The organism is Blautia sp. MSK.18.38 (assembly GCF_024460535.1).
GTDB classification, from domain to species: domain Bacteria; phylum Bacillota; class Clostridia; order Lachnospirales; family Lachnospiraceae; genus Blautia_A; species Blautia_A fusiformis.
The window spans coordinates 31,389-47,277 of record NZ_JANFYP010000004.1 but is presented as its reverse complement, the minus strand read 5'-3'; the positions used below and the strand labels follow the sequence as shown (position 1 = coordinate 47,277).

Here is a 15,889-nt window from a genome sequence, read left to right as displayed (position 1 = left end):
GATTTGGTTTTTTAAATATGTCATTATCGAACTAAAATCACAACGATCCAATAGGCATTTCCTCTTTTCTATAGATTAAATTAAGTGAACAGGTTTGAATAAGTATATCATACCACGAACATATATTCGGTTCAAGATAAATAGAGATTTTCGTTACATGATTTTCTCAATTTACGGTCAATTCCGGTTCAATGTTGTTTATGAAGAAATTCTGTAAAATAAGCTCAGATTAAAACAATGACAGGAGGAGCTTATGCAACAGAATATTGAATTTGAGCGGTGCATTGATTTTCTGGTACGGATGATTGATAAGTACGGCGATGAAGTCCTCCGGGAGTTGGAGGAAGAAAAACAGAATAAAGAAGAAAAAGAAGCGGCAGTTTCCTGAAATACTAAATGTAAATCAGACTGCCGCTTTTTATGTGTTTTCAGATGAATTTCAAAAGCTGATATAGAGTGTGAGGTTCATTGTTCTGGGAAGCGGTAATACGGGTATCAAATGGCTTGAAATGATTTTGTGTATAAAAGCTCAGAAGAAATTCATTATCTTCGCATTCAAGAAATTCCATAACGCCGCCTACGGAATATTTGAGACCGGATATGGTTTCCAGTGCAAATCCCAGCAGGATGTTTCCAGGGATTCGTTTTTCCTTTGGTAGAGAATAGTTCTTTCCTAACTGTGCAATCAGGTAAGCTGCTGTGTTGTAAGACTGTGTTTCTTCATCCAGAATACTGACACGGGACAGCTTCTTTGCCATCGTCTTACTGATATTTGAAGCCCGGACAGATATTGGCTTTACTGTAAGAGAAAAATAGCCGACCAGTGAAGCATCTTCGGCATCGAATACCAGATAAGTGATAGATTGATCTTTTTTGGTAAACTCAACCGCATTATGTAATAAAAAGTATTCCACATCGGGATTTTGGGGACAAGAAAAATCGGAGAGCAAGTCGTAAAGACTTTCCTCTCCGATATATGTCGGTTCGTCTTTATCCAAATATGCCCGAATATTAACGGTAAAATATTTATCAGACATGTTTTTTCTTCCTTTTTGACATTAAAGCTAAGATTTCCTGTGGGTTTGTTAACTGACGTCCGGGAAGTGCCTGCTTTGGTGTGCGGTCACGATCGGCTTCGTCAATCGCTGCGACAAAACGCTTTACACTATTTGGATTGGATACGACAAAATTATGAGTAATACTTGAAGTAGCCATACTAACACCTCCTCTATTTCTGGCTTTTTGTGTATTTATAGTATATGCAATGTGTGATGAAAACACAATATCAAAAACTGAAATAATTTCTAAATAATTTTCAAGCCGGATATTTATTAGATGCTTCCGGTAAGTGGACGATATTTTGATAACAGATATTCTCTATATCTAATTTAATTATACAAGTGACAGAGAAATGCGTCAACATGGAAAATAAGTATTGAAAAGAATTGGAATAAGTACTAAAATAAAGTTGGGACAATAAAGCGGAGTTACTATATAGAGGAAAAGACTATGAAGAATATAAAAATTAAATGTAATATCTATACCAGAGTATCCACAACCATGCAGGTAGATGGATACAGTCTGGATGCTCAGAAAGAAAAATTAAGGCGTTATGCAGAATTTCAAAATATGGAAATCGTAAATGAGTATTCAGATGAAGGTAAATCTGGAAAAAGCGTGGAGGGAAGACCTGAATTTCAGAGAATGCTGGATAATATAGAGAATGGCACAGATGAGATACAGTTTGTACTGGTATTCAAACTTTCCAGATTTGGCCGTAATGCGGCAGATGTGTTAAACTCTCTGCAAAGAATGCAGGATTTTGGAGTGAATCTGATTTGTGTTGAGGATGGGATTGACAGCTCCAAAGATAGTGGAAAGCTGATGATTTCCGTTCTGTCTGCGGTGGCAGAGATTGAAAGGGAAAATATCCTTGTCCAGACAATGGAGGGACGTAAACAGAAAGCCAGAGAAGGGAAATGGAACGGTGGATTTGCTCCATATGGCTATGAACTGGTAAATGGAGAATTACAGATTGCAGAGGATGAAGCAGAGGTCATACGTCTGATTTATGATAAATTTATTCATACGAATATGGGAATTGCTGCGATCGCCATATGGCTGAATCAGCATGGATATAAAAAGAAAAAGAGACAGAATAATACACTGGATGCATTTGCCGCTTCTTTTATAAAAGGTGTTTTGGACAATCCGGTTTACTGTGGAAAACTGGCTTACGGACGAAGAAAGAATGAAAAGGTTGCTGGAACACGAAATGAATACCGTATTGTAAAACAGGAGAATTATATGTTATATGATGGTATTCATGAAGGGATTATCTCAGAGACAGATTGGGAACTGGCACATCAGAAAAGGGTAAAAAATGGAGTGAAATATGAGAAAATCCATAGCTTAGATCATGAACATATTTTATCCGGAATCTTGAAATGTCCGCTATGTGGAAGTGGAATGTATGGAAATGTGAACCGAAAGAAAAAGAAAGATGGAACTTTGTATAAGGATTATTTTTATTATGCCTGCAAACACCGTCGTTTAATGAATGGTCACAGATGTGATTACCATAAGCAATGGAGCGAGGATAAGGTCAATAATGCAGTTGAAGAGGTTATCCGGAAACTGGTACAGAATCCCAAATTTGAAGAAGCGATCCGAAAAAAAATCGGTTCAAGGATTGACACAGATGAAATTGAAAGAGAAATCGAAAATTTGGAAAAACAGCATAGGCAGTTGACAGGAGCAAAGGCAAGGCTAGGCCAACAGATGGATAACCTGGATATCATGGACAAATTTTATGAAAAGAAATATCAGGATATGGAGACAAGGTTATATCGGCTGTATGATGAAATTGAAGGCGTGGAAAATAGCATAGAAGAAGTTAAAAAGCGTTTGCTGAATATCCAGCAGCAGAAAATATCAGAAGAAAACGTCTATCAATTCCTTTTATATTTTGATAAACTATATGATAAGTTCACCGACTTGGAGAAGAAAGAATTTCTCAACAGCTTTGTAGAACGTGTGGACATTTACGATCAGGAGCAGCCGGATGGCAGATTCCTGAAGCACATAAAGTTCCGTTTTCCGGTGTATTTTGGAGACAGGGAAACACAGGAACTTTGTTGGGACAACGAAAGTACCGTTGAGACGGTTGTTCTTTTGTCCCAACATCGAGACAAGAGTACTTGTCTCGATGAACGCGGCAGTCGGCAAATCGAGATGCAAGCATCTCGGCTTGCCTCGTTGCTCGCGCAAAAACCAGATGACACGATAGAGAGCGACTTAGACTTAGATGAGCTGGATACAACCAGAGCTGAGTTGAAAGCTCGTGATTAGAGGGAATGTGTCAGATTGGTAAATGGTATTCGTAATATGGCAGAAGAGATTATGTTAAAAGAATTGGTTTATATCTAAAGCGTGGAAAGCTCCTTCGGGAGCTTTTTGCTGTTTATAAGATAAATTCTGTCGGAGATTTATTATAAAACATTGCTTTACAAGAAGAATAAAAAAGCATATAATTCTTTTATAATATATTTAATAAAAGAGGATAAGAAAACGGAAAATAAAGATAAAAAAAATATAACAAGAAAAAGAATAATTAACTATGTGCTGAACAATCATGTTACATCCAAGGCGGGAATCGCAAAAGAATTAAACTTGAGTATGCCGACTGTGTTAGCAAATGTGAATGACTTGTTAGAAAAAATGGTGTTGGAAGAAACTGGGGAATATGCTTCGACCGGTGGAAGAAAGGCAAAAAGTATAGGGATTAATAAGTCATACTGTCATGCAATGGGAATTTTGATTACAGCGAATCATATAGAAATGGTATTAGTAAATCTTGGAGATGAGATTATAAAAAAAGATCGCATCCGTTTAAAATTTACGGCAGAATTATCCTATTGTACAGAAGTGGCACAAAAGGTCAAAACTTTTCTTGAAGGCGAATTAGCGAAGGATACGCTACTTGGGATTGGAGTGGCGATTCCGGGAATTATTGATCAGAAAGAACGGATCGTTTTAAAATCCCATGCTTTAGGTATAGAGAATTATAGTCTGCGCTTTTTAGAGCAGGCTTTGGAAATTCCAGTATATTTTGAAAACGATGCTAATGCTGCAATGCTTGCAGAAAAAAAACAAATGTATCCAAATGCGATATATCTGTCTTTGAACCACACCTTAGGAGGCGCATTCTGCATAGATGGAAAGCTGTTTCGAGGGCAGAACCAGAAAGCAGGTGAGTTTGGTCACATGATACTCGTTCCCGGTGGAAGAAAGTGTTATTGTGGTAAATCAGGATGTGCAGATGCATATTGTGCTGCAAGTGTACTGACACAAGATAACAGGCAGTCACTGGATGCATTTATGGAAAAAATTGAAAGTGGTGATGAAAAAAATTTGCAGACATGGAATGAGTATCTGGATCATCTTGCTGTTTTGATATCAAATCTGCGGATGGCATATGATATGGATATTATACTCGGAGGTGATGTGGGAGGTGTATTGTCAGATTATATGATACCACTGGGAGAAAAAGTGATGGCATATAATGGCTTTGAGCATGATGTTTCATACTTAAAAAATTGTTCGTATAAGAAAGAAGCGTCGGCTGTTGGAGCTGCGAAATACTTTTTTACAAAACATATGGCAGAATTGTAAATTTTTTGAACGCAGATAAGCAGTACACCGCATCTGGTGCGCAGGGCATTAAGCGTTGGGGAAGGGGATGTTCACTCTGTTGGAGTTAAAAGCTCCCACTGACAGGTTGCAAAGCGAATGAGGATGTCCGCTTTATATGTGTGAAAAACAAGAAGTTGTGTAAAATTAGAAAAAGATATTATAGTAAAAAACGGAAAGAAAACAGTAACTACGGTTTCCTTTCCGTTTTTTTCGTGTTGATTGTGAAAAATACACAAAAAATGTATTTTAAAATTATGAAATATATAAAATTATGAAAAACATATTGACAAATCGTGTTTACAGGATAATAATGTAATTACTTTAATAAAACAATTTATAAAAGATCAAATAAAACAATATAAATAAGGAGGAAACAATTATGTTACAGCAGGTAATGACAAATCCAGGAGAAATTATTTTCAGAGAGGTTCCGGTTCCGGAGGTAAAGGAAAATCAGGTGTTGGTAAAGATTATGAATATTGGTGTTTGTGGATCAGATATTCATGTTTATCATGGAAAACATCCGTTTACAAAATATCCGGTAACACAGGGACATGAGGTTTCTGGTGAGATTACAGAACTTGGAAAAAATGTCACAGAGTTTCATGTGGGACAGAAGGTGACGATAGAGCCTCAGGTATATTGTGGACATTGCTATCCATGTCGTCATGGAAAGTATAATCTCTGTGAGGAATTAAAAGTAATGGGATTTCAGACGACAGGAACAGCATCTGAGTATTTTGCAGTGGATGCATCTAAAGTAACACCTATTCCAGAAGATATGTCCTATGAAGAAGGAGCTATGATCGAACCTCTTGCGGTGGCAGTTCATGGTGTAAAACAGATGGGCGATGTGGCTGGCATGAATATTGTAGTCCTTGGCGCAGGACCGATCGGAAATCTCGTGGCACAGGCAGCAAAAGGAATGGGGGCAGCGAAAGTGATGATCACAGATATCAGTGATCTTAGACTGGCAAAGGCAAAAGAATGTGGAATTGATGTGTGTGTGAATACCAAAAATAAAGACTTCGGTGAGGCAATGATCGAAGCATTTGGACCGGATAAGGCGGATGTGATCTACGACTGTGCCGGAAACAATATTACAATGGGACAGGCAATTAAATATGCAAGAAAAGGAAGCACGATCGTACTGGTGGCTGTTTTTGCAGGAATGGCAGAAGTAGATCTTGCAGTGGCAAATGACCACGAACTTGACATTAAGAGCACGATGATGTACCGCCATGATGATTACATAGATGGAATCAGACTGGTAAATGAGGGCAAAGTTCATTTGAAACCGCTCATCTCAAAGACATTTGCTTTTAAAGATTATCTGAAGGCGTACCAGTATATTGATGATAACCGCGAGACAACGATGAAAGTAATTATCAACGTCAGTGAAAAGTAAGGAGTTCGTATGGAAAATAAATATGGAATTGTCGGAGTTGCTCATATCGGGCTTCCGACAAACGATTTGCAGAAAACAGTTGAGTTTTATAAGAGTCTTGGATTTGAAGTAATTATGCAGTCTTATAATGAAAAAGCAGGGGAAAAAGTGGCATTTTTACAGATAAAAAATTACTGTATAGAGACTTTTGAAAATGGGCAGGCGGCAATGTCAGACGGTGCATACCAACATGTTGCACTTGATGTGGAAGACATTGAAAGTATGTATCAGAAAATCTGCAATGAAAAATACACAATTATTACAGACGGAATCGAAGAACTGCCATTTTGGGAAAATGGTGTGAAGTTTTTTATGATCAAGGGCCCAAATGAGGAAAGAATAGAGTTCTGTCAGAAACTCTGATAAAAATAGGAGGGACATATGGGAAGCGAAAACAAAAATGGAAAAGTACCGCTGATCAGTAAGATTGCATATGGTTTTGGTGATGTCGGATGTAATTTCAGCTGGATGTTCGTCAGTAATTTTCTGATGATATTTTATACAGACGTGTTCGGAATCAGTATGGCGGCTGTGTCAGCACTTATGCTTTTTTCAAGATTCTGGGATGCGATCAATGATCCAATCGTCGGGGGACTTACGGATAAAACAAAATCGAGATGGGGACGGTACCGTCCATGGCTGTTAGTAGCGGCACCAATTACAGCGATTCTTCTTGTTATGACATTCTGGGCAAGACCTGACTGGCCGCAGAATGGAAAGATCATTTATATGGTAATTACATATTGTCTGCTGGTTTTGGGGTATACCTGTGTGAATATTCCATATGGAACCTTGTGTGGTGCTATGACACAGGATATTGATGAACGTGCAAAAATAAATACATCCCGTTCGGTTGCAGCGATGATTGCAATTGGTGTGTTAAATATTATCACAGTTCCGCTGCTCAGCAAATTCGGCAGTCACAGTGCAAAGACAGGATATCTGACGGTGGCGGTCATATATGGATGTATTTTTACAGCCTGTCATTTCTTCTGCTTTGCGAAGACGAAAGAGGCAGTGATTACTCCGGAAAAAGAAAAAATTTCTGTAAAGATACAGTTGAAAGCAGTCATGCAGAACAGACCATATCTTCTTGCATTGGCAGGGCAGATATTATTTGGATTTACATTATATGGTAGAAACGCAGATATTCTGTATTATTTTACATATGTGGAAGGGAATGCCTCCTACTACACAACTTATTCGATGTGCATTATTATTCCTTCTATCATCGGGGCAGCCTGTTTTCAACCATTATTCCGCAAGTTGAATAACAAAGGAAGAACAGCATCTCTCTTTGCTTTATTTACAGGAATTTCCATGTTGTCTATGTTTTTCTTCAATGCCAAAGAATCACCAGCTATTTTTTATGCATTATCTGGTCTCACACAGTTTTTCTTCTCTGGATTTAATACCGCAATCTATGCAATTATTCCAGACTGTGTGGAATATGGGGAGTGGAAAACCGGACTTAGAAATGACGGTTTTCAGTATGCATTTATTTCACTTGGAAATAAAATCGGAATGGCAGTTGGAACAGCACTTTTAGCAGGATTACTTGGAAAATATGGTTATATTGCAAATCAGACACAAAATGCAATTGTACTTTCAATTATGAAGCATGCATTTACGACGATTCCGGGTGTACTGTGGATTGTGACTGCGGTTGTATTATTTTTCTACCGGTTAAATAAAAAACGTTATAACGAGATTGTAGAGGAACTAAAAAATGGAAGAAAAAGTTGATATCGTGGCATTGGGAGAATTGCTTCCTATGATCCAAATTATCGCTCGTCTCTTTGGAAGAGCAAAGAGTATGCAGTGAAAAAAATGAGATCTGTCATAGAATTGGTAGATGTCATGAAGGTATCAGATGAAGAGAGTACTCTGTTGACAGAGGCGAAGAGTTATGAGCAGGCTGCAGATCAACTCCTTGCCATGGGACCAAAGCTGGTTGCTATTACATTGGGAGAACAGGGCGTTCTTATGGCAACAAAAAGCAGAAAAGAAATCATCAAAGCATTTCAGACACATGCGGTCGACACGACTGGGGCAGGTGATTCATTCTGGGGAGGCGTATTATGCAGTATCCTTTCTATGAATAAGAATGTTGAAAAAATGGAATGGGAAGAAATCAAAAAGTGTGCTGTTTTGGGAAATGCAGTTGCTGGATTGTGTGTGCAAAAGAGAGGCGGAATCCCTGCGATTCCGACGAAAGAGGCAGTGCTTGAATTTATGCAGAAATAATGAATGTATATGAACAAACTCGGGGCTGTAAAAATCACGATTTATTAATCGTTAAAGCATCAGCCCCGTGTTTTTCTGTCGGAGTATTATTCCGCTTTTATCTTTCCATCATACTGATCGATTCAATTCCAACACTTCCGCCGCGGACAACTTCGATGTGTTTGAACTCTTCTTTGATCAGTTTGATAACTGCGTCGTTTTTGGTTGCGGTCTGGACAAATTCCAGGAGAAGGCTGTCTTTTCCGTAGTCGATGACACGGGCTTTGAAGGTCTCAGCGATCTGGAAAAGTTCCACTTTGTCTTCCGGGGAGCAGCCTTTTACCTTGATGTAAAGGATCTCCTTCATTCGAACAAATACATCTGTAAAATCAATGACCTTGATAACTTCGATCATACGGTTCAGCTGTTTTTTGATCTGTTCAAAAGTCTCATCATCGCTGACTGTGGCGATGGTCATTCTGGAAACTGTGGGGTCCTCGGTGGTTCCAACAGTAAGACTGTCCAGGTTATAGGACTTTCCGGAGAAAAGACCGGAAATCTTGGAAAGAACACCGACCTGGTTTTCAACGTAGAGAGAGATCCATCTTTTTTTCATTCCTTTATCCATCATTCATTCCTCCTAACAATCCATGATCAGATCAGCCAGAGTACCGCCCGGCTTAACCATCGGGTAAACCATTTCCTCCGGATCAATGATAAATTCGATGATCGTAGGAGTTTTTGTATTCTTCTTAGCCTCTTCGAAAGCAGCCGCGATCTGATCCTTTTCAGTTACGCGGATACCTTTTGCCCCATAGCTCTCTGCGAGACGGATGAAATCCGGTGTGTATTCCGGATATTCCTGTCCGTCTGTACGGCGGGAGAGTGCACCGGCTTTTAAGTTTGTCATGGCGTAGCGTTTTCCGTAGAAAAGCTTCTGCCACTGGCGGACCATTCCAAGATATTCATTATTAAAGATACAGCAGATGATCGGAAGTTCCTCCAGAACTGCGGTAGCCAGCTCCTGAATGTTCATCTGCATGCCGCCGTCACCGGAAACGGAGATGACCGGTGTGTCCGGATTGCCGATCTTGGCACCGATGGCACCCGGAAGGCCGTAACCCATGGTTCCAAGTCCGCCGGACATGATCAGCTGACGGTTCTCAGTGATGTCTGCATACTGGCTTACCAGCATCTGATGCTGTCCTACATCGGTAACAAGAATGGCTTTGTCAAACTGGCGGTTGATCTCACCGATGATATCCAGAGGTCCCATCATACCACGGTCTTTCATGGTAAGAGGATGATCTTCTTTCCATTCCTGGATCTGTTTCAGCCATTTTTCAGTGTTGCACTCCTGTACATATTCATCCATTTTTGTGATGGCCTCTTTTGCATCGGCAACGATGGGGATATCTACATGAATATTTCTGGAAATGGAAGCGGTGTCAATATCGATGTGGACGATCTGTGCATGTGGGGCAAATTCATGGAGCTTGCCTGTGATACGGTCGTTAAAACGGGTTCCGATGGAAAACAGAAGATCGCATTCATTCACAGCCATGTTTGCGGCATAAGCGCCGTGCATACCAAGATTTCCGATAAACAGAGGGTTCTTTGTGGAAATGGCGCCACGTCCCATGACGGTTGTGACAACCGGGATCTGAGTTTTCTCAACAACCTGGGTAAAAATCTCCTGCGCGCGGGAAATGATCACACCGCCGCCAGCAAGAAACAGAGGTTTTTTGGCCTTCTGCAGCATTTTGAGGGCACGCTTCAGCTGTCCGATATGCACGCTGGTGTTAGGCTTGTAGCCACGGATATTGACAGTCTTCGGATACTCAGCACTTCCCAGCTCGGCCATTACATCCTTTGGAAGGTCGATGAGAACCGGGCCTGGGCGTCCGGTGCGTGCGATATAGAAGGCTTCCTTGATGATACGTCCAAGATCCTCACGGTTGCGGACGGTAACACCGTATTTTGTGATGCTTCTGGTGATCCCGACAATATCAACCTCCTGGAACGCATCGTTTCCGATGAGGTGACGGGCAACCTGTCCGGTAAAGCATACAAGCGGAACGCTGTCATAGTTGGCAGTTGCAAGACCTGTAACAAGGTTGGTAGCTCCGGGACCGCTGGTAACGAGACATACGCCAACCTTTCCGGTAGTTCTGGCATAGGCATCTGCTTCATGTACAAGGGCCTGCTCGTGACGTGGCAGGATGATGTCAATGCCGCTCTGTTTATATAATTCATCGCTGATATCGATGGTGCAGGCACCAGGATAGCCGAACAGAACATCAACGCCTTCTTCTTTTAAGGCTTTTACAAGCAATTTGTTTCCGGAAATCTGTTTCATGAATTGGTTCCCTCCTTTGATGATGTGAAAAGTTAAGCAGATAAGGGCTGCCGCGAGAAATTTTTCCAATAAAAAAGTCCCGGCATATCGGATAAAATATGCTCAGGACGGATGATTCCGCGGTACCACCTGTTTTCAGAGGTAAAACTCTGCTCTCTGCCAGTACAAAATTATACTGCCTCCCTGTAACGTGGGAATGACGATGAAGCCTACTGCATGAAGATCCATGGTTCAGTCCACTGCTCGAGGGCTACTTCCACAGTTCAGTCACGAAGATTTTCACCGGCCATCTTCTCTCTGTGCATCCGGAGACTGTGTACTACTCCCTGTCATTGCATTTAGTAAATATGGATAAAAATTTTCTATCATTATAATATAAAATATCGGAACTGTCAATCAAAAATCCTGATGGCTCAACGGGTGAGCCGGGGATTACGATAACAGTTCCGATATGGATGATATTAAGTATTAAATATTTTTTCAGTACATCAGCTGTTCCTTGTTACGGAGCTGGAGCCTGCTTACTCAGGATTCGGTATTATCCAGTGTTTCAGGATCTTTTTCCGGAAGGTAGACATGCACTTTCTCGATACGGTTTTTATCCAGCTTTTCTACGATCAGACGGATTCCGTCCTCTGTGATCACTTCGTCACCGGCAACAGGCAGACGATCCAGATGTTCGATGATAAATCCACCCAAGGAATCATAATCCTCGGAATCCAGTTCCGTATCCAGATGATCATTTACGTCATCCAGATGCATGGAACCTTCGATGATATATTCCCGGTCGGAAATCTTCTGGACAAGCTCGTCCTCTTTCTCATCGTATTCGTCATGGATCTCACCCACGATCTCCTCCAGGATATCCTCCAGTGTGATCAGTCCGGCCATATCACCGTATTCATCCAGTACAATGGCAATGTTGAAGGTGGAGTCCTTCATTTCCACAAGAAGATCGGAAATGCTTTTTGTTTCGTAAGTGAAATGCGGCTTTCGGAGGAAATGATCGATAACAAATTCCTCATTTTTGTCGTAAAGAAGAAGATCCTTCATGTTGATGATTCCCACAATGTTGTTCTGGCTGTCCTTATAAACCGGCAGACGCGTGAACTTATCCTCGCGGAAAATATCGATCAGCTCATCATAGGTGGATTCCACATCTGCAAAGGTAACATGTACTCTTGGAACCATGATATCCTTGGCTGTGGCATCTCCAAGATCAAACACATTGTAGATCATTTCTTTTTCGTCGGATTCAATGACACCGTCCTCATGGCTGACGTCCACGATAGTACGAAGCTCCTCCTCGGTCATGGCCTTGCTGGCTGCATCCGGATCCACACGCATCAGGCGCATCACACCTCTTGAAAAGAGATTGATGATGAAGATCACCGGTGTCATGATAGTCATAAGAAATTTAAAGACCGGGATATAGCGGAGGGTGATCTTTTCAGAGTTAATGGTTGCGTAGTTCTTGGGGGTGATCTCACCGAAGATCAGGATCAGAACTGTCAGGATCACCGTCACGATGCTGACCATATAGCCGCCAAAGCTGTATGCAAGTGTGGTTGCAAGGGAAGAAGCTGAAATGTTCACAATGTTGTTTCCGATGAGAATCGCACTGAGAAGCTTGGGCGTCTGGTTCTCCAGGATATCGAGAGCCATGGCTGCACGCTTGTTTCCCTCGTCTGCAAGAGAGCGGAGACGGATCTTGTTTACCGACATCAGCGCGGTTTCGTTAGATGAGAAAAAGGCTGACAATGCCAGCAGAATAAGTAATATGATTATCTGGTAAGTGTCGCTGGGGTCCACTTTCAATATTCACTCCTTTAAAAATAAGATTATTTGGTTAAAAATATACAGATACTCCCACATTATATACGTTTTACTGGATTTTGGCAAGAGCCGGACCAGTACAGCGCATATAGATATATGGAAAAAATACGAAAATAAGTCTGCTTCTTGACAAAAGAGTAAGCTCAGACTAACATATATGTATATTCATATATAAAGAAGAACTGTATAGGAATGGAAGGAGCGGTTTATGTTTCTGGAGATAAAAGGAATCAAAAAATCCTTCGGGGCAGGAGAGAGCCATGTAGACGTTCTGAAGGGGATCGATCTTGAGATTGAAAAGGGAGAATTTTGTGTGCTTCTGGGGCCGTCCGGTTCCGGGAAATCCACGCTGCTAAACATTATTGGCGGCATTGACGGAGCAGATGCAGGAAGCATTACCATTCAGGGAGAACAGCTGGAGGATATGAAGGAAAAGAAGCTTTCCCTCTACCGCAGAAAACATCTGGGATATATTTTTCAGATGTATAATCTGATCCCCAATCTGACTGTGAGGGAGAATATTGAAGTTGGTGCTTATTTAAGTGACAGACCGCTGGATGTGGATGAACTGCTGGAGACACTGGGACTTTATGAACATCAGCGGAAGCTTCCGAACCAGCTTTCGGGAGGTCAGCAGCAGAGAACTGCTATTGGACGTGCCATTGTAAAAAATCCGGATATCCTGCTTTGTGATGAGCCTACCGGCGCTCTGGACTACAACACCTCCAAGGAAATCCTGAAGCTGATCGAAACAGTCAATCACAAATACGGAAATACTATAGTCATGGTTACTCATAACGATGCCATCAAGGATATGGCAGACCGTGTGGTAAAGCTTCGTGACGGGATGATCCGCAGAAACTATCAGAATGAGCAGAAGATTCCGGCTGCTGACCTGGAATGGTAAGGGGGCATTATGAAGAATCCTTTACGTAAACGTATCCCCAGGGAACTGAAGGGGGAATTTGGAAAATATCTGGTGGTTTTCCTGCTGATGGTACTGACCATCGGGTTTGTGTCCGGCTTTCTGGTAGCCGATGGAAGCATGCTGAAGGCTTATAATGAGAGCTTTGATAAATATAACATCGAAAACGGAAATTTCCGTACTGCGGAAAAGATTTACAGTTCTCAGTGGAAGGATATTGAAGCTGCCGGTGTTAAGCTTTATGAGAACTACTATATAGAAGAAGATCTGGATAACGGAAGTACCATGCGTTTTTTTAAAAACCGTGAGAAGGTGAATAAGGTCTGCCTGATGAAGGGAGAAATGCCGTCAGGGCAGGGTGAGATCGCCATTGACCGTATGTATGCGGATAACAACAGTCTTAAGGTAGGAGATACCCTGATCAGATGTGAAAAATCCTGGAAGATCACAGGTCTGGTGGCACTTTCGGATTACAGTGCCCTGTTTCAGAATAATAATGATTCCATGTTTGATTCTGTAAAGTTTGGTGTGGCGATCGTAGCCCCGGAGGAATTTGAAAACCTGGATCAGGAAAAGCTCCGGTACAATTATGCATGGATGTATGATCATCAGCCAAAGAACGAAAAAGAGGAGAAGAAAGTTTCCGAAAATCTCATGGAAGACATTGGCAAAGTGGTAGCTCTGGAAACCTTTGTCCCACGTTATCTTAACCAGGCGATCATTTTCACCGGCGATGATATGGGCGGAGACAGGGCAATGGTCATCACGCTTCTTTATATTGTGATCGTGATCATGGCTTTTGTGTTTGGAATTACCATCAGCAATACGATCCGAAAGGAAGCCAGTGTTATCGGTACGTTACGTGCATCCGGTTATACCAGACGGGAGCTGATCCTTCATTATATGACGCTTCCGGTTCTGGTCACGTTGGCCGGTGCCCTGATCGGAAATATTCTTGGATATACCGTATTTAAGGGTGTATGTGCAGACATGTATTACGGGAGCTATAGTCTGCCGACTTATGTGACCGTATGGAATGCAGATGCCTTTCTTCTGACAACCGTAGTTCCGGTCATCATTATGATACTGATCGATCATGCGGTGCTTAGGTACCGCCTGCAGCTTTCTCCTCTGAAGCTTCTGCGAAGGGATTTTTCCGGTAAAAAACAGAAACGTGCAGTGTATTTAAGTCCGAAGATAGGAATTTTTTCCAGGTTTCGCCTCCGGGTGATCTTTCAGAATGTCAGCAGTTATCTGGTGCTGTTTGTGGGAGTTGTTTTCGCAAATCTGCTGCTGTTTTTCGGAATGCTTCTTCCGTCTACGCTGGATCATTATCAGCTTGAGATCCAGGAGAATATGCTGGCGAAATATCAGTACATGCTTTCGGTTCCGGCAAGTGCCTATTCAGGAAATAAAGCGGATGCCATGAGTTCTCTTATGGAATATTATATGGATACCAGAACGGATAATAAGGATGCGGAAAAATTTTCTGCATATTCTCTGAATACCATGCCTGGTAAATATAAAAGTGAGGAGATCACTCTCTATGGTGTGGAGCCGGATAGCAAGTATATCCGTGCAGATCTTTCGGGAGAGGGTGTTTATATTTCCAGTGCTTATGCAGATAAATTCCGGATCAAGGAGGGCGATACCATAACTTTGAAGGAAAAATACGAGAAGGATGAGTATTCCTTTAAAGTAGATGGAATCTATGATTATGCGGCAAGCCTCTGTGTATTTATGGAAAGAGATAAACTGAATGAGGCGTTTGATCTTGGAGATGATTATTTTGGAGGATATTTCTCTGATACAGAGATCCGGGACATCCCTTCAAAATATATCGGCTCTGTCATTGATCTGGAAGCTCTTACAAAAATATCCAGGCAGCTGGATGTCTCCATGGGAGATATGATGGGAATGATGTATGGATTTTCCGTGATCATTTTCTTGGTGGTGATCTATCTGCTTTCCAAGGTCATCATCGAAAAAAATGCCCAGTCGATTTCTATGACCAAGATCCTGGGCTATACAAATGGTGAGATCAGCCGTTTGTATATACTTTCCACATCACTTGTGGTGGTGTTCTGCCTGCTGTTAAGCCTTCCGGTTGAACGGCAGATCATGGAAGTGCTGTTCCGCGAGATGATGCTTTCCAGTATTTCGGGATGGATCACCATGTGGGTGGATCCCATGATCTATGTGAAAATGACAGCGATCGGAATCGTAGCCTATGCAGTGGTAGCAGTGCTGGAATTCCGGAGAATCCGTCAAGTGCCCATGGATGAAGCACTGAAAAATGTGGAATAATATGTGACATCTGTATATATATCCGGAAAAATAATTCAGGATATCCGGAAATTTTACAGAATATGCAACAGGATCAGGAGTATGTGTGGTTTAA

Annotated in this window: 14 protein-coding genes and 1 other annotated feature; of the genes, 9 read left to right on the top strand and 5 right to left on the bottom strand. The window is 41.5% G+C overall.

The window, feature by feature from the left end; all coding sequences use genetic code 11:
* Positions 1-253: 253 nt before the first annotated feature.
* Positions 254-388, top strand: coding sequence for a hypothetical protein (locus NE638_RS03900; protein ID WP_255646893.1), 135 nt, complete (start codon positions 254-256; stop codon positions 386-388).
* A 40-nt stretch (positions 389-428) separates the two neighbouring features.
* Here NE638_RS03900 and NE638_RS03895 read toward each other — a convergent pair whose 3' ends face one another.
* Both NE638_RS03895 and NE638_RS03890 read right to left on the bottom strand, forming a co-directional pair.
* Positions 429-1,037 carry a GNAT family acetyltransferase gene (locus NE638_RS03895; RefSeq protein ID WP_117636858.1) on the bottom strand — a complete coding sequence of 203 codons (609 nt, stop codon included), beginning with the start codon at positions 1,035-1,037 and terminating at the stop codon, positions 429-431.
* On the bottom strand, positions 1,030-1,215 hold the full coding sequence (locus NE638_RS03890) for a hypothetical protein (protein ID WP_117636859.1): 186 nt from the start codon (positions 1,213-1,215) through the stop codon (positions 1,030-1,032). The genes NE638_RS03895 and NE638_RS03890 overlap by 8 nt, the downstream gene beginning before the upstream one ends.
* Before the next feature lie 294 nt (positions 1,216-1,509).
* Between NE638_RS03890 and NE638_RS03885 the strand changes: the two genes are divergently transcribed.
* The 6 genes from NE638_RS03885 (at position 1,510) to NE638_RS03860 (ending at position 8,389) form a co-directional block, all read left to right on the top strand.
* Positions 1,510-3,351: a recombinase family protein gene (locus NE638_RS03885; protein ID WP_244094796.1), complete on the top strand. Its 1,842-nt coding sequence runs from the start codon at positions 1,510-1,512 to the stop codon at positions 3,349-3,351.
* Positions 3,352-3,501: 150 nt separating this feature from the next.
* Positions 3,502-4,674, top strand: coding sequence for an ROK family protein (locus NE638_RS03880; protein WP_330603359.1), 1,173 nt, complete (start codon positions 3,502-3,504; stop codon positions 4,672-4,674).
* A 400-nt stretch (positions 4,675-5,074) separates the two neighbouring features.
* Positions 5,075-6,103, top strand: a complete 1,029-nt coding sequence (locus tag NE638_RS03875; RefSeq protein WP_059086986.1) for a zinc-dependent alcohol dehydrogenase — start codon at positions 5,075-5,077, stop codon at positions 6,101-6,103.
* 9 nt (positions 6,104-6,112) lie between these two features.
* Positions 6,113-6,505: a VOC family protein gene (locus NE638_RS03870; RefSeq protein WP_021652508.1), complete on the top strand. Its 393-nt coding sequence runs from the start codon at positions 6,113-6,115 to the stop codon at positions 6,503-6,505.
* A gap of 18 nt (positions 6,506-6,523) precedes the next feature.
* Complete coding sequence (locus tag NE638_RS03865; protein ID WP_059086762.1) at positions 6,524-7,888, top strand: MFS transporter; 1,365 nt, start codon at positions 6,524-6,526, stop codon at positions 7,886-7,888.
* Positions 7,889-7,972: 84 nt separating this feature from the next.
* Positions 7,973-8,389, top strand: a complete 417-nt coding sequence (locus NE638_RS03860; protein ID WP_244094797.1) for a carbohydrate kinase family protein — start codon at positions 7,973-7,975, stop codon at positions 8,387-8,389.
* A gap of 97 nt (positions 8,390-8,486) precedes the next feature.
* Here the strand turns inward: NE638_RS03860 and ilvN are convergent, their stop codons facing one another.
* From ilvN to NE638_RS03845, 3 genes are all read right to left on the bottom strand, one after another.
* On the bottom strand, positions 8,487-8,996 hold the full coding sequence (ilvN, locus tag NE638_RS03855; protein ID WP_015526065.1) for an acetolactate synthase small subunit: 510 nt from the start codon (positions 8,994-8,996) through the stop codon (positions 8,487-8,489).
* Positions 8,997-9,008: 12 nt separating this feature from the next.
* The gene (gene ilvB, locus NE638_RS03850) at positions 9,009-10,727 is read right to left on the bottom strand and encodes a biosynthetic-type acetolactate synthase large subunit (protein WP_173745799.1); all 1,719 of its coding nucleotides are present in this window, start codon (positions 10,725-10,727) and stop codon (positions 9,009-9,011) included.
* Between the two features lie 100 nt (positions 10,728-10,827).
* Positions 10,828-11,069: a binding site (T-box leader), on the bottom strand.
* Between the two features lie 183 nt (positions 11,070-11,252).
* Positions 11,253-12,539 (bottom strand): HlyC/CorC family transporter, encoded by a 1,287-nt coding sequence (locus tag NE638_RS03845; RefSeq protein WP_021652503.1) that lies wholly within the window; start codon positions 12,537-12,539, stop codon positions 11,253-11,255.
* Positions 12,540-12,771: 232 nt separating this feature from the next.
* On the opposite strand from NE638_RS03845, the gene NE638_RS03840 reads away from it, so the two are divergent.
* Together NE638_RS03840 and NE638_RS03835 are read left to right on the top strand one after the other, a co-directional pair.
* Complete coding sequence (locus NE638_RS03840; RefSeq protein ID WP_118753327.1) at positions 12,772-13,470, top strand: ABC transporter ATP-binding protein; 699 nt, start codon at positions 12,772-12,774, stop codon at positions 13,468-13,470.
* Between the two features lie 9 nt (positions 13,471-13,479).
* Complete coding sequence (locus NE638_RS03835) at positions 13,480-15,795, top strand: ABC transporter permease (RefSeq protein ID WP_173745798.1); 2,316 nt, start codon at positions 13,480-13,482, stop codon at positions 15,793-15,795.
* The last annotated feature ends 94 nt before the right edge of the window (positions 15,796-15,889 follow it).

What these genes read in the sequence shown, in the direction of transcription:
- NE638_RS03895 (WP_117636858.1), bottom strand. Translation starts at nt 1,037, where the DNA reads ATGTCTGATAAATATTTTACCGTTAATATTCGGGCATATTTGGATAAA.
- NE638_RS03890 (WP_117636859.1), bottom strand. Translation starts at nt 1,215, where the DNA reads ATGGCTACTTCAAGTATTACTCATAATTTTGTCGTATCCAATCCAAAT.
- ilvB (WP_173745799.1), bottom strand. Translation starts at nt 10,727, where the DNA reads ATGAAACAGATTTCCGGAAACAAATTGCTTGTAAAAGCCTTAAAAGAA.
- ilvN (WP_015526065.1), bottom strand. Translation starts at nt 8,996, where the DNA reads ATGGATAAAGGAATGAAAAAAAGATGGATCTCTCTCTACGTTGAAAAC.
- NE638_RS03870 (WP_021652508.1), top strand. Translation starts at nt 6,113, where the DNA reads ATGGAAAATAAATATGGAATTGTCGGAGTTGCTCATATCGGGCTTCCG.
- NE638_RS03840 (WP_118753327.1), top strand. Translation starts at nt 12,772, where the DNA reads ATGTTTCTGGAGATAAAAGGAATCAAAAAATCCTTCGGGGCAGGAGAG.
- NE638_RS03875 (WP_059086986.1), top strand. Translation starts at nt 5,075, where the DNA reads ATGTTACAGCAGGTAATGACAAATCCAGGAGAAATTATTTTCAGAGAG.
- NE638_RS03865 (WP_059086762.1), top strand. Translation starts at nt 6,524, where the DNA reads ATGGGAAGCGAAAACAAAAATGGAAAAGTACCGCTGATCAGTAAGATT.
- NE638_RS03885 (WP_244094796.1), top strand. Translation starts at nt 1,510, where the DNA reads ATGAAGAATATAAAAATTAAATGTAATATCTATACCAGAGTATCCACA.
- NE638_RS03860 (WP_244094797.1), top strand. Translation starts at nt 7,973, where the DNA reads ATGAGATCTGTCATAGAATTGGTAGATGTCATGAAGGTATCAGATGAA.
- NE638_RS03900 (WP_255646893.1), top strand. Translation starts at nt 254, where the DNA reads ATGCAACAGAATATTGAATTTGAGCGGTGCATTGATTTTCTGGTACGG.
- NE638_RS03835 (WP_173745798.1), top strand. Translation starts at nt 13,480, where the DNA reads ATGAAGAATCCTTTACGTAAACGTATCCCCAGGGAACTGAAGGGGGAA.